This is a genomic window from Komarekiella delphini-convector SJRDD-AB1, assembly GCF_014831675.1.
Taxonomy (GTDB): Bacteria; Cyanobacteriota; Cyanobacteriia; order Cyanobacteriales; family Nostocaceae; genus Komarekiella.
In genome coordinates this window covers 1-20,546 of record NZ_VJXY01000039.1, presented here as the reverse complement: position 1 = coordinate 20,546, position 20,546 = coordinate 1, and the positions used below count along the sequence as shown (strand labels likewise).

The window sequence follows — 20,546 nt, the reverse complement described above, 5'->3', positions numbered from 1 at the left end:
ACGAATCAAAGATTGTATTGAGTAGTTATTGATATTTTAGGGATTTAAAACCATGTATATTTATCAAGTTGAAATTTCCAATTTTTGTAATCTAACTTGCTCTTACTGTCCTCACCCTACTCAAAGTAGAGCAAAAGGAAATATGTCATTTTCTACATTTGTAGATGTTGTTGAATTAGCAATTGAATGTGGACAAGAAACTTTATTTCTTAATAATTTTGGAGAACCCTTACTTCACCCAGAATTATTCGAGTTTATTTCCTATGCTAAAACGAAGGGGATTGAATGCAATTTTATAACCAACGGTATACTACTTGATGAGCCGATGGCATGGCGCTTGTCTGAATTAGGTGTGCGTGATATTTATCTGTCGGAACATCTTGCAGGGCAAAAAGAGCGTATTCAAGAAATGTTTAAGGAAAATTCTATTCCTTTGTCTATTGTCTATACCTATAATCCTCATAAGCAGGAAAAGCATGACTGGGCTGGACAAGTTGCGTCTAAAACTACATCAACTCAAACTTTAATTCGGGAAAAACAGCTTAAGCCGTGTATTTTTGAAACGAAAAAGCGAGTTGCAATTTTGTGGGATGGAAGTATCAATACTTGTTGTATAGATGTGAACGGCACAGGTATTGTTGGCTCTGTTAAGGATTATCTTGGCAGAACCAATGAGTATGAATTTCAGCCATTTTCCCTATGTAATACTTGTGATTTGATGCGTGAGGAAAATTAATAGTTTTTCAAACAAAGTCTTTATTTACATACAGAGATGCTATCAATTGCCCAAGAAAAAATAATCAATTTTTTAGGAATTTTTTGACTATGACCTCAATCAATGAACTGACAAAGCAAACAACTGTCTCAATGCAAATTCCTGTCATTGACTTTTACCCATTTCTTACGGGTGACAGCAATGCCAAAGCCGCAGTTGCTAACCAAATATCTCGTGCTATTCAAGAGATGGGATGTTTTTACTTAAAAAATGGTGTTCGCCAAAATTCAATTGACCAAGCCTTTGCTCAAGCCGAGAGATTTTTTGCACTCTCATTAGAGGAAAAACAGAAAGTCGCTTCAGCAGTAACCGGGCGTAGTCGGGGGTACATACCCTTTGAGAAGATGTTCATTGGTAATCAACCAGGACAGTTACACGAGTCCTTTAGTTTTGCTAATGAACTTGATCCAAATAAAGCCGAGGTTGACAGTTATGCAGAAGCGTTAGATGTCCCTAATCAATGGCCGCAAAATCCGCCGGAATTTCGTCAACTCATGGAGCAATTTTTCCAGGCTAGCCAGGAATGTGCTTTGAGTGTGTTGGAAGCATTAGCGATCGCCTTACAACTACCAAGTTCCTATTTTACCAATTTACATTCTCAGCAAAATCACGCCGGGGTTTTCAATTACTATCCCAACATCTCCCAGGCTCCCAAAACAGGACAAACTCGCTTTTATGAACACACTGATTTAGGCAGTATCACCTTGCTGTTTCAGGATCAAGGAGGAGGGCTAGAGGTATATACACCAACAGGAGAATGGATCACTACCTCTTCGGTTCCTAATACCGTTTTGGTAATGCCGGCAGATATGATGTCACGATGGACAAACGATAAATTTTGCGCCGCACCTCATCGAGTTTCAGTACCGACTGATTTCCAGGCGGTTAAAGAAAGGTACTCATTTAGCTTTTTTGTGATTCCTGATTACGATGTGGAAGTCACTTGTCTGGAAAGTTGCTTAAAAGCGGGTGAATCTCCCAAATATGCCCCAACTTTTGTTGGTGATCATCTCCTAAATAGAACCAAAGATCGAGCCACAAAATATGGACGCAGTTGAGTTTAACTCTGCGTACCTTTGCGCTTCCCTCTGCGCCCCTTTGCGTTTATACTCCACCGACTTTTAACTTATGAACTCCATTCAAGAACTTGAACAACAGCCTGCGATTTCCACGCAGATTCCCATCCTTGATTTCCATCAGTTTACTGCTGACCAACTATTACAGGCAATTCAAGAGGTTGGCTGCTTTTACCTAAAAAATTGTGTCCCCCAAAATGCAATTGACCAAGCCTTTAAGAATGCCAATGGCTTCTTTGCACTACCAGAAGCAGAAAAAAGACAGCTCGCCTGGAAAGACGGCGCGGCTCTCGGATACTTTTACACTAAATATAACGGTGACTTTCGGGAAGCTTTCGTATTCGGCGAAGCCGTTTTAACAGAACAAATCGATACAGATTCTTCTGTGGCGCAGCAGGTTCATCAGCACCTCGCAGACCATCCCGTTTTTCGTGATGCTGTTCAGCAATTATTCACAGCTTGTCATGACGCTGGTAATCGCATCCTCAAAGCGATCGCCATTGCCTTAAATTTACCAGAATCTTACTTTTGCGATCGCCATCCTCAGCAAGCAGACTATGGACTTTTGCATCGCTACTATGAAGTATTTGAACCTCCGCAACCCGGAGAAGCACGCTTTGAAGAACATACAGATTGGGGCAGTCTCTCCTTACTATTTCAGGATGACAATGGTGGATTAGAGGTCTGCACTAATACCGGAGAATGGATTGCTGCGCCCCCACTTCCTAACACACCGATAGTCTTTATCGCAGATGTCATGCAGCGATGGACAAACGATAAACTCCCTGCTACCAAACATCGGGTACTGATGCCAGACAATACCTGTATTCCAGAAAGATACTCCTTAGCTTTCTTTCTCTCTCCTGGCGATGATACAGAAATTGCCTGTATTGAGACTTGCTTAGATGCTGGCGAATCTCCTAAATACCCCCCCATCCTCACAAAGGAATTTTACAAGCAAAAAACTGAAGATTTAGCAAAAAGATTTAACAAATGAAAGAGAACAGGGAAAAGTAAGTGGCCTGCTATTCCCAAAAACCTCTTAATTACGAATTACGTTAGCGCAGCGTTAGCGACGCAGGAGCGTCATTACGAATTACGAATTAGTCTGTTACCAATTCTCAAGCAGGGCAATCAGTTCAGATGGTGGGGGAAAAGCAACATCCAAAGCACTCAGTTCGTCTGTAGTGAACTTAAAATCTAGAGCAGCTCGATTCTGTTCAACGTGGGCGATACTGCTAGCTTTGGGAAAGACTATCACCTCTTGATGTAACAACCAAGCGATCGCCACCTGTGCAACTCTTCGCCCGCGCTGTTGGGCAATTGACTCCAATTTGGGATGTTTGAGTAGTTCACCTTGTAGCAAAGGCGAATGCGCCATTATGGGTATTCCTCTTTGCCGACACCAGGATAATAACTTCCATTCACTGTTACGATGCTGCAAATTGTAGGGGACTTGATTTGTCGCAATCGCTGCACCTCCAGGTAAAGCACTAGCCTCCTCCATGTCCTCGACATCAAAATTGCCAACGCCATAATCTCGAATTTTGCCAGATTTTTTCAGCGTTTCAAATGCTGCTAACGTTTCCGATAACGGTACAGGCCCCCGCCAATGCAGTAAATAAAGGTCGAGGTAATCCGTCTGCAACCGTCGCAAACTATTCTCACAAGCAGCGATCGCCCCTTGCCCAGTTGCATTGCGAGGAGCAACCTTACTGACAAGAAAAACTGAAGAACGACAATTAGCGATCGCTTTGCCAATTAACCTTTCAGCCCCACCATCACCGTAAATTTCTGCCGTATCAATCAACGTCATCCCCAAATCGATTCCGCGACGCAAAGCAGCAATTTCATTTTCATGTTGAGCGATCGCTTCACCCAGTCCCGCAGTCCCCATTCCCAACACTGGCATCAATTGACCAGATGGTAAGCAAATGTTTTCCATACCAATTCTCTATAAACTTGCACTAAATCATTACCTCTCTTACTTGGCGCTCTCGGCGTCCTTGGCGGTTCATTTTTAATATTTAGTTATCAAGAAAACTTTGTCAGTGAGCCGTCTTGCCGCGCTGATTATGCAAATTCAAAAATTAAAACCACACTATCTTATCAGCATTATGTATAGCTTTTTTCACAAAGAACCAGTCTGAATCGCAAATTATGAAAATTGCCTTCTTCGATTACCCCGTTACCCTAGCCGAACCACCCAAAACTGGAGGAATACGCTTAGTATCTTATGCATTGGCGCTGCGTTTAGCTCGTGCTGGCCACAAAGTTTTATTCTATGGCTCAAAAGGCCATTATCAAGAATTGGAATACTACGAAGAAAGCATCATTTATCGCCGCATTCCCGACTCATGGTTCGACAAATTACTAGAACCCTTAAACTTTCTTGATAGCTGGAACCTCTCTCATCCTCAACGACCTTTCTATGCATCCAAATTATTTTTCTGCGAATTTTACCGCCAAGTCGCCCAAGATATTCAAGCGCAGCAATGTGATGTGATCCACATGAACATTGTTTTTCAATACGTTCCGCTGATGCGTGCCTATAATCCTCAAGCCAAAATAGTCTTACATATCCACAGTGATTTTCTGCCGTTGTTCGATCCAGTAATGGTTGAACAGTGCCTTAAATCAGTCGATTTGGTAATTGGATGCAGCAATTACTTAACAAATCAGGTTCGCAAATATTTGCCTCACATTAAAAGTCAAACCATTTACAACGGCGTAGATATTCATCACTTTACTGCTCATAACCATAATAAAAAAGCTAAGAAAACAGACATTAAACAAATCCTTTTTGTAGGGAGAATTTCACCAGAGAAGGGCGTACACGTTTTAATTGATGCTTTTAACAAAGTAGTGTCTCATTACCCCCAAGTACAACTGAAACTTGTCGGTTCAGAAAACGCCCTAGTGCCGTGGTACACATTAGATAGAGAAGACCCTCAAATTCAGAATCTTCTTCCTTATTATCAAGGTAGCTATCGATCGCAATTACAAAATCGACTTACTTCTACCGCAGCCAGTTCAGTTTTTTTTCTAGGAAAAGTTCCCCATTTCGAGCTATTTGAATACTATCAGCAAGCAGATATATTTATTTTTCCATCTGTGTGGAATGAGGCATTTGGGATGCCGATTGTCGAAGCAATGTCAATGGGATTACCTGTTATTGCTACGCGTGGGGGTGCTTTTCCAGAACTGGTGGAGGATGAGAAAACAGGGCTATTAGTTGAACGCGGGGATGTAGATGCTTTAGCCGAAGCAATTCTGCGGCTTCTTGAAGATGACAATCTCAGAATTGCAATGGGAGAAGCTGGACAGCAACGCGCAGTTGAAAAGTTTGCTTGGGATTATCAGGCCCAAAAGCTGTTGCATGAGTATCACGCAATGATGACCAAATAATTCGTAATTCGTAATTCGTAATTAATAGGAGTTAATCATGTTGACAAGTATAGAAAAAACGCCACTGACTATTGTCCGTGAGATGAAACTGTTTATTATTGTTTGGGTGGGACAGCTCATTGCATCTATTGGTAGCAGCATCACCGCATTTGCTTTAGATGTTTGGGTTTACGAACACACTGGTTCTGTTACCCAATTTGCTTTTATTACCCTTTCCAATACTTTACCGCTCATCTTACTTGCACCCATAGCTGGTTTATTAGTGGATCGGTGGGATCGGAGATGGACAATGATTCTCAGTGATTTATTTGCAACTTTAGCAACAGTGGCGATCGGCGCTTTATTTATCACCGGTCGGTTGGAAGTGTGGCACATTTACTTAGCCAATACTTTCAGCGCTATCTTCGTGGCTTTTCAGATACCCGCTTTTATCGCTTCCATAAGCCTACTAGTACCAAAACAGCACCTTGGCCGGGCTAATGGAATGCTGAGTTTCATGAACGGCACTGCGCGGCTCGTAGCACCACCTTTAGGAGGTGTCCTGCTAGGCCTCATTTCTCTGCAAGGAATTATCGTGCTTCACTTAACCACCGTATTTTTAGGTATTGCTATCCTCTTCCTGCTTCGCTTCCCTAAATCCAGCACTCCTGTTGTTGCAGAGGAAAGTTCTTTTCTAAAAGAAACAACTTATGGATTGACCTATTTAGTTGCTCGACCAGGACTGCTAGGAGTATTAATCATCTCAGCTTTTAGCATTTTCCTTGTAGGAGGTGTTCAGGTGATCACCATACCTTTAGTATTATCTTTCGCTCCCGTAACAGTTTTGGGGACTATTCTTTCGCTCTTTGGCGTTGCTGTTTTGGCAGGGGGCTTGCTGATTGGTATCTGGGGAGGTCTACAGCGTAATATGAACATGATATACGGCTGTATGCTCCTCACGGGTGTGTCTCTTCTTCTCGCCGGTTTGCAACCTTCTGTTGTTGTCTTTATTGTTGGCGTCTTTTTATTCTTCTTGATCCGACCAATAATTGCTAGTTCAACGCAAGCTATTTTTCAGTCTAAAGTAGAACCATTAGTGCAGGGTAGAGTCTTTTCGATAAAAGGAGCGATCGAAGCCGCAGGTTTACCCCTAGGTTATATTGCGATCGGGCCCTTGGCAGAAAAGGTTTTTGAACCCTTAATGGCTACTGATGGTTTGTTGGCAGGTAATATCGGACAAATTATTGGTGTTGGTACAGGTCGTGGTATGGGGCTTCTACTTGCGATCGTGGGAATCTTTACGATTTTTGCAACCTGTATTGCCTACTTCTTTCCCCGTTTACGACTTGTGGAAGATGAATTGCCTGATGTGATTGATGAAGTTGCTTTGGCTACGCCCACCGCAGGTATCGCTGCTGATCTAGTTTCTAGCAAGAATGATACAGTTCCTTCAATATCTTAACTTTGGCGTTGCATAATCAATGCTTGCCTATGATTATTTTATTTTTGTCCCAATAATTGATTCATCTTTATCCATTAGGAGAAATTTAGAATTATTAATTCTCATAACTTCATATTTTTCTGGCATAAACATAGAACCTAAACTAGCTACCATATCTGCGATCGGAGCTTTAAAAACTAGCGAAATCTCCAAATTAAAAACTGATTTTGGAATCCTTTTTACATTCAAATACAATATTTTTTGATTTACATACCATACTCCCATAAATTTATTACCTATTAGAAGTTCTTTAGGTTTCGAGAAAATAAATGTTTGAATAGTGGTTTGTTCATAAGTCATATCATCTTTAAATTGAATAGTGCTTTTTTCTCCCGGCTTATCAAAACGCCATTTTCCCAAAAGTAAAATTTCTATTTCTATATCAGAATGCTTACTATTATCCATGTCTATCCTTAAATTAGCTTTATTTCTAATTTTCCCTATTATTAACAAATGTGCTATTAAGGTCTGAGAAAGTTTCTTTACAAATTTTGGTACGAGAGAAGAATAAGTGCATCTGCCAAACTAACCAAGACCCTACTCGCCACGCTCCCATTGAAAGGTGTTCCGCAGATAATGGGCATAAGTCATAGGTATCTTGATCATAGTGCAACCATTGAACCGGTAGGTGTCCCATCGGTGTAGTGGGGGATAATTCAAAATTTAGTTGATCGTAGTCTAACCAGTTTCCCTCTTTTCGCCAACCAAGGCGATCGCCAAGTCTCTTTTCTGTTTCATAGTCTACTTGATTACCCAGTTCATTCCAGATACTTTGTTGTACACTAAAGCCGAAATAGCCATGACTATATTCTCTCCAAAGTTGATCAATAATGTGGAAACATTCACATGAAAAGTTATTAATATCTTCCTTATAAACTTCATTCCAATAATTTTTACCCATAATTTTTAGCATTAATTTTGTGGTTTCAATGTCAGCCTCTTTCCAGTTGTACTGTGCGAGGAGATTTCGCAGTTGGGTATAACTAATATTTTTCTTGGTCTGAAATTCTTTTGTGAACTTAGCATTGTCATTAGTTAAACTCATCAATCCAGTCTCTTCAACAGAAGAGGTGGGCTTTAGAGATACCAAATTTGCTTTTGCTATCTCTAATTCTTTTCTTTGAGCAGTGAGTTGTTTGGATATATAATTGGATATTGAGATAATATCTTTGTCTAAAGATACATAATTATCTGTCAAATCAAAATTTCCGATTTGCCAATCTAATAATTGAGATTTAATAAAAGCATCTTTTAATCTTTCTTTTTTCTCATAAGTCGCTACCATAAAATTGAGAAAAGTTTTAGAAATTGCTTCAGTTTCTTTAGGAATTAATAAATTCGACTGAGAATTCAAAATATTATCTGCTAAATTTTTAATGTCTCCAACAGTTGCGTAAAAATCCTCATCTACTTTTACTACTTCATCTATTAAAGATTGAAAGGGACTAAAGTAATCTTGTAAATAATTTTCAAAATTGATTGCAGTCTGGGCTATTTCTGCTATTTCCTGACGAATTCTATAGGCTTTTCTTTGATATTCGTAAATTTCCTGATGAATTTGTAACTCTTTGACCACTTGTTGGACAATTTCTTTTTGAGCTTTAGTATCTTCTGTAAGTGATTTAAGCCCTTCACTAAGCAATTTTATTTTTTCTAACATCAAAAATGAGGCATTGCTCAAAAGCAAAACTGCTTGAAGATTTTTTTGTTTTTCACGTTTTAACTCATCAAGAACTTTCTGATTATTTTGATTTTTTATCTCTAGTTTATTTCCCTCTTCATCCAAAGTATTTATTTCAATGTATTTTTGGATAAACAGCTTTTTTAAGTCATCCGTAAGCTTCAACAAGAAAGATTGATAACTATCTTTATAATTTTCTAGGAAATTAACAAGATGAATGTAATCCTTGATTAATAATTGAATTTCTTTAAAAATTTCTCCTTGACTAATTTCTTGTTTACGCTTAATTATTCCTCTAAAATGATGATAATATCGAACACCTTCTTTTATTAATTTTCTACGTTCTTTAATTTTCTTTTGAACATTTTTTAATCGATTATTTTTTAAAATAGGTAATTTATAGATTTTTTCATAAATCCTAATTTTTTTGTAAGTAATGAGTTGTCTTTGCTGTTTAGTTAGCATGACACTGGTTCTCAAAAGTATGAGTAGCCGCTAAACTCTCACCCATTTCAACACCTTGGGGTCTTTATCGTAGCGGTAAGTAAAGCCATCGTTAGCAGTGATGAACTTGCCTTGGCTTGCCTTACTTCTAATAGTATTAATAGGAGAGTCTGTTAACGTCTGCATTTCTTTATGTGAAAGACATGAAATTGTGTTTATTTCTGGTTGAGTTTGAAGTTTATTATTGGGTAAAACATCGATTGTGATTTGAGAATTTTCAGAAGTATTAGTAATAATTTCTTTTGCTTTTTGCAGACGATAATCCTGGACACTTACAAGTTGCCAACTAGAATCTTGTGAAAGTTCTAAAACCCATTGATGATAATTAAATAGACTCTCCCGATGTCCAACACTGAGAAAGGTTGTTTTCGTTTCTTGCAATTGTTGATATAAATTGCCTTCATTTTTTAAATCTAAAGCACTCGTTGCTTCATCTAAGATAGTAAAGCTTGGACGAGTCACTAACTGTCTTGCAAAAGCAAGGCGTTGTTGTTCTCCTAACGATAATATATTTTCCCAAGGAACTTCTGTATCAAAGCCATCGACTCGACTCAGCAAATTTTGCAGGTTAACTTGTCGCAAAACTTCTTCAAGTTCTGCATTGCTCATTTGACGATTTGTCTGAGGATAGAGTAATTGTTCGCGTAAAGTTCCTAAAATTATGTAAGGACGTTGAGGTAAAAACAAGACTTCTTCTAGAGGAGGTCGCACCAGACGACCAGTACCCGCATTCCACAAACCAGCGATCGCTCGCAACAAAGAACTTTTACCTCGACCACTCGGCCCAACAATTAATAAACCTTCTCCCGGTTTAACTGACACTGACAAATCTTCAACGATTACTTGCTCATAGTTGGGTGTTTGTAAGGTGACATCCTCAAAAGCGAGACGGTTTTCTTCTATAGTTTTAATCGTACTAACATTTTCGGATTTGGTAACAGCTTCTAAGGCATCTGAAAGCTCAGCTAAACGCTCAACGTAACTGGAAAATCGCCCTGAAGTTCCAAATTCATTGATTAAATCAGCCATAGCATTAGCAAAAAAGCCGGTAGCTAAACTGGCTTGACCAACCTGTCCAAAATCAATTTCACCTTTAATATATAAAGGGCCAAGTACTAAAAATGGAAATACTTGAATAACAGCCTGATATCCTCTGTTAAAAATTTCCTTACCTCTCTCCCAATTAATCTTGCGTTCAGCACTTTTCAGGACATTACTAAATCTTCGCTGAATTATATTTGATTCTTGGTCTTCTCCTTGAAAAAAAGCTATAGATTCAGCGTGATTCCGAACATGAGTTAGAGAATAATTATACTCGGCTTTAAGGTCAAGTTCCTCCTGATTAATTTTATTCAATTCTTGAGTTAAGTAAACAGCAATCAAATTGCCTATAATTGTATAAACAAGCATAACAACAGCGATCTGTTGGGAAATTGACCAGACAATTATTAAAAAGGTCGTCATTTCCAGTACTTTTTCTAAAAAAGTAGCTGAAAACGAAAGAGCATTACTGGTAACGGGTTCAATTTCTTGGGATAGACGTTGATCTGGATTATCAATATCGGATTTAAAGTTGATTCTATAATAGGCACGATTGTTCAAGTATTTTGATAAGATGCGACTATTTAGCCATTTGTACCAATCAAGAGCGATTTTTTTTCTAACAAATTTAGAAAATCCTACTAAGAACGTTACGCTGATTAAGCCAACACTATAAAGCGATAAAGTTTCAAGAAACTTAGTATAATCTTTCTCTTCAATGATGACATTGACCAAATGGTTACTAACGAAAGTATTGAAAGCAGTTACGCCCACAAGCGCGATTATTAATAAGATTAGGAGAACAAGCATCCCCCAGGCGCGAATCACATCTGAAAATGCTCTTTCTCCTGGCTCTGTTGGATACCAGTAAGGCCCTGCGATCGCTTTGACATTCTCCCAAAATTGATTAAAATCTGAAAAAGCATTCATTAAAGGTTGAATGAAAGAAACTTGGGTTGGCATATTCTAGAAATAAACTGAATATTTTTGTTAACTAAAGTATTCTAATTAGCTTGATTATCGCTTTTAGTAACCAAGCGATCGTATTCCAGTACTAGAGAAACTCTTTTGAAAGCTTTAGCCTGTTCAATCAATTGCCAAATCCGCTCAAGTTCTGCTCCATCAATAAAATGCTCAGGCTCAGAAACCAGTGCTGCATTCAAGATAGCAGTATCACTATTTCACCTTGCTATTCGAGTTGGAAAACCATTTTCAAAGCAACAGCACAACCTGAAGAGTATCCTGCCAGTTTTAAGCAGACATAATATTTGAATAAGCTCATCCCACGCCTAAAAGGTGATGGGATTTCACGTTGACAGTTAACTGTTAACTGTTCCGTCAACAGCGTTGGAGCGTCTTTCATACCATCCTTAGAAGGAATGGGTTTTACCGACGCCTTTTTATAATGGCCTTTGAGGGTTTAATCCGTAAAATCGGACTCAGAGGCCATTTTCTTGTTTATCGCAATTTGGAGCGCTAGCGTATCCTTCCAAGGAAGCAAGTTACATGCTTTCCACAGGATAAGGAATCGCTGAACTTGATGCCCTTCAAATTGGAATTTTCAAGAATTTAACAATGAAATTATTCTTCGGTGATTTCAATTGTTTTTGGGGGCTGAACTTCTTCAAAATTATTAGTGATTGTTGGGTTAAGTTCATTTTTTAGTTTGAGTTTTAGATCCTCTGTGATGGGTAAATCTTTAATTTCTTTGAGTAGATATCTCACCGATTCGGTTTTACGGCGTTCTGTATAGATATTCTTGAGAACAGCTTCAATTCCATATCCCGCTAAAGCTTCCCCTACAAGCGTTGTTAGACCAAGCACGCCAAGACCTCCGATGATGCCAAAGGGGCCTCCTAACCCCGCCAGAGCAGCTACAACGCCGTAACCACCCGCCACCCCTGATACAGAGATTGCAATCACAAGAAGTATGCCAGGAAGACCCAGAGCAGCGATTTTTTTAACGACTTCATCCATGGTAATTACCTACAATCCTCATATTCTTGGTTAAATCTTTATTAAGGGTACTAGTATCTATTCACCCTTATTTGATAGCTTAGTGCTTAATCGAGATGGTGACTAATTTTTCATTTTGCAGCTGAGATAATCACTGTTCTTGGACAGGCCAAATAGTTTTGGCCAGTTCGATCAACACTGCGTCCTGTTGTAAAACTTAGTTGGACAAAATACTACACAACTCATCGATTTGTTGACTTCTTTCTGTAATCAGTCGATGAGCTAAAGCTTTTAAATGACGGATATTTTCCGACTTGACATTATCTATTGCTTCCAAATCACCCGTTAAGAATGTTTGAAACCGATAATAAGAACCTTTAATTTCTTTGTCACCAGGCTCAAATAATCGTTCTAACTCTCCGGCTACGACTTCACTACCGCCGTCCATCACAATATTTAAAAGCGGTCTTCCCCATTGCAACAGTCCCCAATTTTTGACTTCGTTATAAGTGTAGACACTCGTAAGGGAACCCGTACCCAAGGAAACGACCAATATATCATCTGTATGTAGGACTGGTCTTTTTTCTTGTTTACTAATTTTCGCTTCCATAATCGCCAAATTAGCTGGATTATTAGCTATCAACCCTCCATCGACTAAAGTATAGAAGCCGTTGGGGTTATGAGAAGTAGCAACGCGATAGGGAGGGAAATAAGTCGGAGTCGCACTAGTTGCCATTGCCGCATCTGTGAGCGTAAAGCCTACGCTTAACTTGCGAAACTTTTTAGATTCTGTCTGCTGTTTTTCAATTTTGTTTGTAAAGAATATGGGAATTCTCTGCTCTATATCGTAGCTAGTCACGAAAACTTCTTTGAGATTCTTTTCAAGAGGGGCATTACCAAAATATTTTCTGATAATTTCCTCTCTTCCGTCAGAAGCATATTTTGGCTGAGCAAACATATCTTCTAGAGGGCCAAGCATGTGTTCTAAGAATGGCTCGTAAAAGATCTCAGCCCCATACTCAACATATAGCTGGGCGAGTTCCTCAGCAGTGTACTCAGCAATCGGTGAGCCATCAGATACATTTAAATCTAAATGGGGTTTAGTTAGTCCAAGTGCAAGAATTCCTCCGGTTGAGGTACCAGCAATTAAATCGAACAAACTCGAAATCGGCTTTAGTGTGCGCTTTTCAATTTCTGCTAGTATCAGTGCCGGGATAATGCCCCGAATACCGCCTCCATCAATGGAAAGTATTTTATATTTGGGATTGGCTGTGGTATTCATAGTTTTTTTTGATCGCTCCTGAATTAATTCTGATTGTTGTTGCTGTTGGCTATTGTCTGGAACTTCGCGTTGCTTAGTTTGGGCTATTTTGGCTTTCCCTGCCTGGGTTGGCTGAGAGGTTTGGATGTTAGTAGATTTTTCGCTGTTTATCCTTGTGCCTTTTTTTCCTTTTGGCTGACGCTCCTCTGTCACTAACGTTAAAACAGTGGTCGCCTGGGTTGGGGAATCCTCCGCCAGAACCGCAGTCTCTTGTGGAGGGTTTCCCTCTTCGGAACTGCTTATTATCTGGTCTTGTTTGTCGCCCTCACTGGATGATTGGGCAATAAGCTGGAGGCTTGACGCTTCGCGTATCGTAGTAAATGGAAGTTGTGCTAAATCCCAACTGGGATTGCCATGCAAGGTTCCATTATGGGCTTGGATAGTCTGGTCTTGGATAATTGCTCCTTGTCCTTCGTTTAATGTCCAGTAAGCTATTAATCCTTGTTCATTCCCGACTAGAGGCTGAGCGCGATGCGTTTGAATTTCCGCCTGGGGACAAGGGTAATTCCAGACGCTAATATTGGCTAATTGTCCTGTGAAATATATGTTGTTGTGTAAAGTTGCGCCAAGAGTTACAGGACTAGTTGCTTTGTTTAAGGAGTCACCTGTAAAAGAGCCAGTATACTCATGCTCGTCAAGATATATAGTCAGTTGACCTCGATTAAAAACAATCGCAAAGAAGTGCCATTGCCCGACAGTTAATTCTCTATTGCCAAAGGTTTTGATAATCTTGTTAACTTTCTCATCAATGTATATATCTAAGTTCCCTTCTTCACTGATGCCAAACTCAAAATTATCACTGTATCTATCTGAAGAACGGGCAAAAAAAACATTGCGCGTCCCATAAGTACTGGCTTTATTTGTTAGTTCATGAGGGTTAATCCATCCTGAAATCGTAAAAGCTGAACTCCCCTCTGCAAAAACACCACCAAAATCATTCTTGCCAAAATCTATGTAATCATCCTGACCATCAAATGTCAAAACTGATTGGCTATATACCTTTGTCACAACATTCTATTCTCCAAATTAAGATAATTTGTAATTTATAATTAACAACTTTAAATATTTCTGAGAAATTTTTATAGTAGACTAACTTATTTATCCTACTTTTAATTTATTGAGAAGAAAGGTTGGCAAATCATAATAAATTACTGTAATTTTAACACTATGGTAATTTTCCCTTGATTAAATTAAATCTTTGATTATAATTTTAAATCAAATTTTAGCAGCCAGACAAACCCTTTACTCTTGTTATAATAAAACTTTTGTTATGACAATTATCATTAGTTAATATATTAATTTGAGAGCTTAAGTTTATTAAGTACCTAACAATTTTCAAATGTACAAATTTATTTAATTTATCGCAAAAAATCAATTATCAACTCAATCTCAAATTTAATTTGAATTTTTACGTTCAATATTAATCAAATAAGAAATACTCACTTATTATTCCATGAATTTATTGAAGATAACTTCATAGCAGATTATAATGAAAAATGGCTCCGTCAAACTAAAAAATGAACTATTTCGATTAAATAAACTTACTTTTTTAAAGTAACATGATTAATCTAAGCTTTCAAATAATCTCAGCTTTATCAAGAAAATGCAATAGCAGGTAAGACAATATAAGTAAATAATCAAGTGGACATTTAAGACATTTAAGACATTTAAGTAAATAATCAAGTGGACAGTTAAGACACTTAAGACACTTAAGCAAATAATTAGATAAATAGTTAAGACAGTTAAGACACTTAAGCAAATAATTAAAATATTTAAAGCAGTTAATAAATAATAATGACTAACTGTAACTTCTTTACAGTTAAGCTAGACTTTACTCATAATAAGACTTAAGACTGCTAAGATCCTTTTGCAACAAATATGTTGACGTTTTTGACCCTTCTGTTTTCAGCTTTTATGAGAAGTTTAAGACTGGGCATGTACCAAGTACATAAGTGTTGAGTGAGGAATGCTGAAGCGCGGATAGCTATGGTTTAGCCCACGTGTCGTAGACAGAGGCTACGCCAAGGCCAACACCAAAGGATAGCGCAGCGTAAAGCCTTCTCTTCTCTACGAGACGCTCTTGCTAGCTTGCTTCTCCGTATGGGTACAGTTCGGACTTTGTGCTTTGCTCCAATTTCTCGCGCTTGTGCTAGTTACTCATTGCTGTTTTGCATTCAATACTCCCCTAACCTATGTGACTAGTAGTCTGCCAAGGAAACTTTGCATGGTGATAGGCTGAGGAAGCTGGAGAGGCTGGGGGAGAAAAAGCATTATTGAAAAAGAATTCTTTCTCCCCCTGCTCCCCCTGCTGCACCTCTCCCCCTGCTTTGCCTACACGGCAAAATTGGGTTGGTGAACTACTAGGGCTTTAGCACTGAAGTATGGTCAATTCTAGCCTTGATTGTAAATTTTGTTAGGATACATATTTTCAAAGTAAGCAATAGCAACTTCGCCTAATGCCTTAACTGCAACAGCTCCAATTGCAGGTTGAACAACTTGGCCAATGCCAGGAAAAAATCCTGCTATCGTACCACCTATCCTGAAAAGTAATTGTCCTCCGCCCATTGCCGTGATTGCTGCGGCTATTGCTCCTGCACCACCAGCAGGTATTGAATTCAGATCATAGACTTGAGCAATTCGAGTTACTACAGCTGCCTGTACACCAGCTAAACTAGTATGAAAGGTTAAGACGCCGATCGCAGGAACCCCACCAATAAATCCTGCTGTTGCTCCACCTCCCATCATTAACCAAAGTTCATCTCTGGCTTGGTCGCGACAATATTTAGGCATAAAAGGGTTCACCATGCCAAAAAAGGTTTTTTGTATGCTAAGGAATTTTTAGAGCCACGATCGCGCAGATGCGATGAGTCGCATTAGCTATCAAAATGCTTTTTGTTTCTAGCTTTCAAGTTTCTGGATATGCATCTTCCCAAATGAGATTATCTTAAGGATCTAAAAGCTTCCATTCATGATATTCAGGATTGTTTCAGACAAAATCCATCCAAAGAGATGGCAAACAGAGAAGTTTTAGCATTTTTGACACATTCAGGATTGTCAGGAATCATGTCGCTATTGGGGTATGGGGCATGGGGATAAATTACTGAAGCGATCGCTGTTTTTTGCTTCGAGTCTTTCAAAGTTATTTAGTAATTTTGACAGCCCAGCTAAATCTGCATTCAACTCAGAACTTACGCAAAATTATGAAAAAATTAACCGCTGAGGTCGCATACTCCTGCAAAGCAGCAAGCTACGCTGAGCGTCTCGTAGAGAAGGAATAAGAGTTTTAGAGAGTTATTGCGTAAATCCTACAACTGTTGGCACAGGTTGGTAATATCAAATAAAATTTAGTTTTATTTTCCAAAATTAATGAAAACTCCTTGGCAATCTTCGTACTCGGTGACGTACCCGCAGTACACCGTTGCTTGTAGCGGTTGGGTGCTGAAACGGTTTTTGAGACTCCTAACTGAACCACTTAAAAAGCTGAGCCGTTGGAAGTTGATTCCGCTTGGTAATATTTCAACTTCTGTACCCAGTCAAAGCTTTAAATTGGGAGAATTTATAATTGATTGGCAAGGTAGCAATACAAAACAGCCAAGTCTGCGGATTAGTCATCAAAGTAATGAAGCAAAAACAATATGGCAGACATCTCCTGGTTCTAGCTTTGTCAGTGGAGGTGATGTTCGCCTAAATATCATTGAAGAACGAGGTTCTATAGAAATTGACGAACACAAACATGCAGATTTTACCCATCAAACTGTTGACAGCATCAAGCAAGAGGACGATACTCTTGTAATTTCTGGTCGTCTTCAAAGTCGCAAAACTGCCAGTAAAGAACCCAAATATGTCTTGATATTGCAAACTGTAGGGTCAAAAGAACTTGATTTTCAAGTGCAAATTGTCGATGGGAATGTCAATCAGACACAGTTGCAATTTACAACTTCTCCAGACGAACACTTTTATGGTTTTGGAGAGCAATTTTCCCACATCGACTGTAAAGGACAATGGATACCGATTGTCTGTGAGGAGGGAGGGATTGGGCGTGGCGATCGCGGCCCGAAAACTCTCAACCTACTAGGTGTATCTGGTAATAGATTTTCAAGTTATGCCCCCATGCCCTACTTTTTAACTAACAAGGGGCGATCAATATTTCTGACTAATACTGAACCCTCAATTTTCAATTTACGCGATCCATATATTGCAACTATACGGGTTTCATCGAGTTGTATGCAGGGGCGAATGCTTTGCGGCGAGACACCTCTAGATATTATTGAACTTTATACCAACTATGTGGGACGGATGCCAGCACTTCCCGATTGGCTAAATAGTGGGGCGATCGTGGGTATGCAAGGAGGTGCAAAGTTAGTCCGACAAGTGTGGTCGCAGTTGCGCGACCTCGACACTCCCATTGCTGGTTTTTGGCTTCAGGATTGGGTCGGTCAACGCCGCACAATAGCGGGAAAACAGTTGTGGTGGAATTGGCAACTTGATGAAAGCACTTATCCAGATTGGCAGCAGTTGGTGAGTGACCTAGCAGAAGCAGAAATTTCAGTTGGGGTATATGTCAACCCCTTCCTAGTTGAGCGCCCGCACCTGCCAAATCAAGCACAGCGTAATCTCTATAGAGAAGCCATACAACAAGGTTTTGTAGTCAAACAAGCCGAGCAACCATATCTCATTAAAAGTACTGACTTCTCTGCGGCCTTGCTAGATTTGACTAACCCAGATGCTCGTAAATGGTTCAAAACTATTCTTAAAGACGAAGTGATGGGCAAAGGCGCTAAATTCTGGATGACTGACTTTGGGGAAGCAGCGCCCTTTGATGGAGTGTATGCTCATGAAGCTGGGCTACTCTATCACAACCAATACCCTGTTGATTGGGTAACAGTTAACCGGGAAGCTATTCAAGAAGCGGGTCGTGAAGGTGACGCCTGGTTCTTCAACCGAGCTGGATTTTTGCAAACTCCATCTCAGAGCACAGGTATGTGGTTAGGAGATCAGAATACTTCTTGGGGTCTAAATGATGGTATAGCGAGTGCTCTCAAAGGGGCAATTAGTGGTGGTATCTCTGGGTTCAGTATCAACCATAGTGACATTGGTGGGTATACAAGTATTGCTAACCCAATTCTGGAAGCTCTAGGTATCGGATTTAGGCGATCGCGGGAACTACTCTATCGTTGGATGGAAATGAATGCTTTTACTCCAGTATTCCGCACACACGAAGGTAATCAGCCAGATAAAAATGTTCAATTTTATACAGACAAAGATACCTTGGTAACTTTCAGTTATTGGGCGAAAGTCTATGCAGCACTAGCTGTGTATCGCCAGCAGTTGATGGTAGAAGCAGCTACGAAAGGATATCCTCTTGTTCGGCATCTTGTTCTTCATTACCCTAATGATTCTAATGTTTACAAACTAGAAGATCAGTTTTTGCTGGGTAGTGACTTTTTAGTAGCACCAGTGCTGAAGCCAGATAAAAACAGCACAAACGTATATTTTCCAGCTGGCGAGTGGGTTCATTTGTGGAGTGGTAAAACCTACGGCAGCTTGACAACAGGTACACAGCAAAATGTACCCGCTCCACTCGGACAACCTGCTGTATTTTATCGGCAGGGATCTAAAGCACCTGAATTAGTCTTGAATGCTCTCAAAGCTCAAAATCTACTCAATTTCTCACCTAGTCGGCAAAGCTAATAGGACAGAAAATCATTTAACAGTTATCACTTTTTTTCTAATCACTGTTTACTGTTTACTGTTCCCTGTTTACTGTATTAAGAAATTCAGCCAAATCTAGTAATTAATTCTTCCCGTGATAACTGCATGAGTAATGGGGTAAATTCTACTGGTGGTAAAGCTAATAATGGTTCAATAATTGCTTGAAGCTCGTTGTCTAATGAACCAAAACGAACTTGTAGTAAGTTTTCAACAACAAGGCGTTCCCCTTGCTTGATTCCTTCTAGTTGTCCTTCAAGTTTTGCTTGTTCTTTGTCTTGTTGATAAAGTGGTTCTAGTCGCATAATTAAATTTCTAGTGCGATTCGTTTAACCCAAATGAGTAGAAATACTCTCTTAAGGTTAGCTAGGTGAATTAACTTAGACAACTTGGATTTCTGTATGGGTGAAATTCCCATCCTACAGGTGCAGTAGTGACAGCATATCCCTTACGGTAGCGACTAGTCATCAATCCGTAAAGCAGGGATAAAAGGCGGTAACTTAAAATCCAATTGAGAACCCCGTCGAGCATAGCTGGTAATGAGTAGAAAACGAACCCTTGATAGAACCATCGTAATAGTTAACAAGCCTACGTGGATTATTGGCTTGCCCAAAAAGGGAAAGGATAATTGACAAATTTTTGTCAAAATGGCGAGGCAACTTTGGGATTGACCTAGTAAGCACCCATAATAAACCCGGTGGAAAGAGGGACTCTAAAATCAGCATCAAACGGAAAACCAGGAACGAAGTAACCCGAACGTATGCTCTTGTAGAAATGGTCGATGCTACAAGCAACTACTAAGTGGATGCTACGGAACGGGAAGGATTGCCTAAAAAGCAAAAGCCTTTGGGAAAGCCAAAGGATAAGCAAACGTAGGCACGATGATTTGGAAGGTAAAGCTATAAGTAGCAATGCAAAAGCTATGAGCGAGTTAAAGACTACGCATGAATGGAACAAAATCCCCTGGCGAAAGTTAGAAAGGAAATTGTTTAAGTTGCAAAAACGGATTTACCAAGCCTCAAGTCGTGGTGATGTCAAAACAGTCCACAAACTCCAACGACTATTGATGAAATCCTGGGGTGCAAAATGTATTGCAGTTCGGCGAGTGACACAGGAAAATTCAGGCAAGAAAACAGCCGGAGTAGACGGTGTTAAATCATTAAACCCAAAACAAAGGTCAAAACTTGTTCAAAACCTGAAACTATCCCAGAAAGCAAAACCAACCAGAAGGGTATGGATTCCTAAACCTCATGGGAAAGAAAAGCGACCCTTGGGAATACCTGTAATCACAGACCGTGCTGTACAAGCATTAGTAAAATCTGCACTAGAGCCAGAATGGGAAGCGCATTTTGAGCCAAACAGTTACGGCTTTAGACCAGGACGCTCATGTCACGATGCAATAGGAGCAATATTCAACGCAATTAAGCAAGGGTCTAAATATGTGTTGGATGCCGACATTGCAAAATGTGTGCGCCGTGACAGTTAACGCGGTATCCCCAACTAAGTTGGAAAAGACTAAGAAGAATGTCTTTAAGTCAACCAACTTACCTGGAGTCGAAAGACAAAAGGGACAACAGCATGTTGGTAAAGCCGGA

17 protein-coding genes and 1 pseudogene are annotated in these 20,546 nt (G+C 39.6%); 7 read left to right on the top strand and 11 right to left on the bottom strand.

Annotated elements, in window-relative coordinates:
- The first annotated feature begins 52 nt into the window (after positions 1-52).
- The 3 genes from FNW02_RS26725 to FNW02_RS26715 all read left to right on the top strand — a co-directional run bounded on the left by FNW02_RS26725 (position 53) and on the right by FNW02_RS26715 (position 2,848).
- Complete coding sequence (locus FNW02_RS26725; RefSeq protein ID WP_191760511.1) at positions 53-736, top strand: radical SAM protein; 684 nt, start codon at positions 53-55, stop codon at positions 734-736.
- Between the two features lie 89 nt (positions 737-825).
- Positions 826-1,833, top strand: a complete 1,008-nt coding sequence (locus tag FNW02_RS26720; protein WP_191760510.1) for an isopenicillin N synthase family dioxygenase — start codon at positions 826-828, stop codon at positions 1,831-1,833.
- A 70-nt stretch (positions 1,834-1,903) separates the two neighbouring features.
- On the top strand, positions 1,904-2,848 hold the full coding sequence (locus FNW02_RS26715) for an isopenicillin N synthase family dioxygenase (RefSeq protein ID WP_191760509.1): 945 nt from the start codon (positions 1,904-1,906) through the stop codon (positions 2,846-2,848).
- Positions 2,849-2,962: 114 nt separating this feature from the next.
- On the opposite strand, the gene FNW02_RS26710 is transcribed toward FNW02_RS26715, so the two are convergent.
- Positions 2,963-3,796, bottom strand: a complete 834-nt coding sequence (locus FNW02_RS26710; protein ID WP_191760508.1) for an aldo/keto reductase — start codon at positions 3,794-3,796, stop codon at positions 2,963-2,965.
- Between the two features lie 215 nt (positions 3,797-4,011).
- Between FNW02_RS26710 and FNW02_RS26705 the strand changes: the two genes are divergently transcribed.
- Together FNW02_RS26705 and FNW02_RS26700 are read left to right on the top strand one after the other, a co-directional pair.
- Positions 4,012-5,259, top strand: coding sequence for a glycosyltransferase family 4 protein (locus FNW02_RS26705; protein WP_191760507.1), 1,248 nt, complete (start codon positions 4,012-4,014; stop codon positions 5,257-5,259).
- 37 nt (positions 5,260-5,296) lie between these two features.
- Positions 5,297-6,700: an MFS transporter gene (locus FNW02_RS26700; RefSeq protein ID WP_191760506.1), complete on the top strand. Its 1,404-nt coding sequence runs from the start codon at positions 5,297-5,299 to the stop codon at positions 6,698-6,700.
- Positions 6,701-6,733: 33 nt separating this feature from the next.
- On the opposite strand, the gene FNW02_RS26695 is transcribed toward FNW02_RS26700, so the two are convergent.
- From FNW02_RS26695 to FNW02_RS26655, 9 genes are all read right to left on the bottom strand, one after another.
- The gene (locus tag FNW02_RS26695; RefSeq protein WP_191760505.1) at positions 6,734-7,144 is read right to left on the bottom strand and encodes a hypothetical protein; all 411 of its coding nucleotides are present in this window, start codon (positions 7,142-7,144) and stop codon (positions 6,734-6,736) included.
- A gap of 25 nt (positions 7,145-7,169) precedes the next feature.
- Complete coding sequence (locus FNW02_RS26690) at positions 7,170-8,885, bottom strand: GUN4 domain-containing protein (protein WP_191760504.1); 1,716 nt, start codon at positions 8,883-8,885, stop codon at positions 7,170-7,172.
- Positions 8,886-8,915: 30 nt separating this feature from the next.
- A complete protein-coding gene (locus FNW02_RS26685) occupies positions 8,916-10,928 on the bottom strand; it encodes an ABC transporter ATP-binding protein/permease (RefSeq protein ID WP_191760503.1) in 2,013 nt (670 codons plus the stop codon).
- 41 nt (positions 10,929-10,969) lie between these two features.
- A complete protein-coding gene (locus FNW02_RS26680; protein ID WP_191760502.1) occupies positions 10,970-11,128 on the bottom strand; it encodes a hypothetical protein in 159 nt (52 codons plus the stop codon).
- Positions 11,129-11,154: 26 nt separating this feature from the next.
- Positions 11,155-11,328, bottom strand: a complete 174-nt coding sequence (locus tag FNW02_RS26675) for a hypothetical protein (protein ID WP_191760501.1) — start codon at positions 11,326-11,328, stop codon at positions 11,155-11,157.
- Positions 11,329-11,546: 218 nt separating this feature from the next.
- Positions 11,547-11,942: a hypothetical protein gene (locus FNW02_RS26670; protein WP_191760500.1), complete on the bottom strand. Its 396-nt coding sequence runs from the start codon at positions 11,940-11,942 to the stop codon at positions 11,547-11,549.
- Positions 11,943-12,138: 196 nt separating this feature from the next.
- The gene (locus FNW02_RS26665; RefSeq protein WP_191760499.1) at positions 12,139-14,250 is read right to left on the bottom strand and encodes a patatin-like phospholipase family protein; all 2,112 of its coding nucleotides are present in this window, start codon (positions 14,248-14,250) and stop codon (positions 12,139-12,141) included.
- Between the two features lie 1,383 nt (positions 14,251-15,633).
- Positions 15,634-16,032 carry a hypothetical protein gene (locus tag FNW02_RS26660; protein WP_191760498.1) on the bottom strand — a complete coding sequence of 133 codons (399 nt, stop codon included), beginning with the start codon at positions 16,030-16,032 and terminating at the stop codon, positions 15,634-15,636.
- 185 nt (positions 16,033-16,217) lie between these two features.
- Positions 16,218-16,379, bottom strand: a complete 162-nt coding sequence (locus FNW02_RS26655) for a hypothetical protein (protein ID WP_191760497.1) — start codon at positions 16,377-16,379, stop codon at positions 16,218-16,220.
- Positions 16,380-16,608: 229 nt separating this feature from the next.
- On the opposite strand from FNW02_RS26655, the gene FNW02_RS26650 reads away from it, so the two are divergent.
- The gene (locus FNW02_RS26650) at positions 16,609-18,933 is read left to right on the top strand and encodes an alpha-glucosidase (RefSeq protein ID WP_191760496.1); all 2,325 of its coding nucleotides are present in this window, start codon (positions 16,609-16,611) and stop codon (positions 18,931-18,933) included.
- Positions 18,934-19,019: 86 nt separating this feature from the next.
- Here the strand turns inward: FNW02_RS26650 and FNW02_RS26645 are convergent.
- Positions 19,020-19,268, bottom strand: a pseudogene (locus FNW02_RS26645) (hypothetical protein); the annotation flags it as partial.
- Positions 19,269-19,732: 464 nt separating this feature from the next.
- On the opposite strand from FNW02_RS26645, the gene FNW02_RS26640 reads away from it, so the two are divergent.
- The gene (locus tag FNW02_RS26640) at positions 19,733-20,437 is read left to right on the top strand and encodes a reverse transcriptase N-terminal domain-containing protein (RefSeq protein WP_225225916.1); all 705 of its coding nucleotides are present in this window, start codon (positions 19,733-19,735) and stop codon (positions 20,435-20,437) included.
- The last annotated feature ends 109 nt before the right edge of the window (positions 20,438-20,546 follow it).

Bases quoted from the DNA above. Each gene is read 5' to 3' on its own strand.
- FNW02_RS26650 (WP_191760496.1), top strand. From the start codon at position 16,609: ATGAAAACTCCTTGGCAATCTTCGTACTCGGTGACGTACCCGCAGTAC.
- FNW02_RS26715 (WP_191760509.1), top strand. From the start codon at position 1,904: ATGAACTCCATTCAAGAACTTGAACAACAGCCTGCGATTTCCACGCAG.
- FNW02_RS26705 (WP_191760507.1), top strand. From the start codon at position 4,012: ATGAAAATTGCCTTCTTCGATTACCCCGTTACCCTAGCCGAACCACCC.
- FNW02_RS26690 (WP_191760504.1), bottom strand. From the start codon at position 8,885: ATGCTAACTAAACAGCAAAGACAACTCATTACTTACAAAAAAATTAGG.
- FNW02_RS26685 (WP_191760503.1), bottom strand. From the start codon at position 10,928: ATGCCAACCCAAGTTTCTTTCATTCAACCTTTAATGAATGCTTTTTCA.
- FNW02_RS26640 (WP_225225916.1), top strand. From the start codon at position 19,733: ATGCTACAAGCAACTACTAAGTGGATGCTACGGAACGGGAAGGATTGC.
- FNW02_RS26675 (WP_191760501.1), bottom strand. From the start codon at position 11,328: ATGAAAGACGCTCCAACGCTGTTGACGGAACAGTTAACAGTTAACTGT.
- FNW02_RS26720 (WP_191760510.1), top strand. From the start codon at position 826: ATGACCTCAATCAATGAACTGACAAAGCAAACAACTGTCTCAATGCAA.
- FNW02_RS26700 (WP_191760506.1), top strand. From the start codon at position 5,297: ATGTTGACAAGTATAGAAAAAACGCCACTGACTATTGTCCGTGAGATG.
- FNW02_RS26670 (WP_191760500.1), bottom strand. From the start codon at position 11,942: ATGGATGAAGTCGTTAAAAAAATCGCTGCTCTGGGTCTTCCTGGCATA.
- FNW02_RS26660 (WP_191760498.1), bottom strand. From the start codon at position 16,032: ATGCCTAAATATTGTCGCGACCAAGCCAGAGATGAACTTTGGTTAATG.
- FNW02_RS26725 (WP_191760511.1), top strand. From the start codon at position 53: ATGTATATTTATCAAGTTGAAATTTCCAATTTTTGTAATCTAACTTGC.
- FNW02_RS26695 (WP_191760505.1), bottom strand. From the start codon at position 7,144: ATGGATAATAGTAAGCATTCTGATATAGAAATAGAAATTTTACTTTTG.
- FNW02_RS26710 (WP_191760508.1), bottom strand. From the start codon at position 3,796: ATGGAAAACATTTGCTTACCATCTGGTCAATTGATGCCAGTGTTGGGA.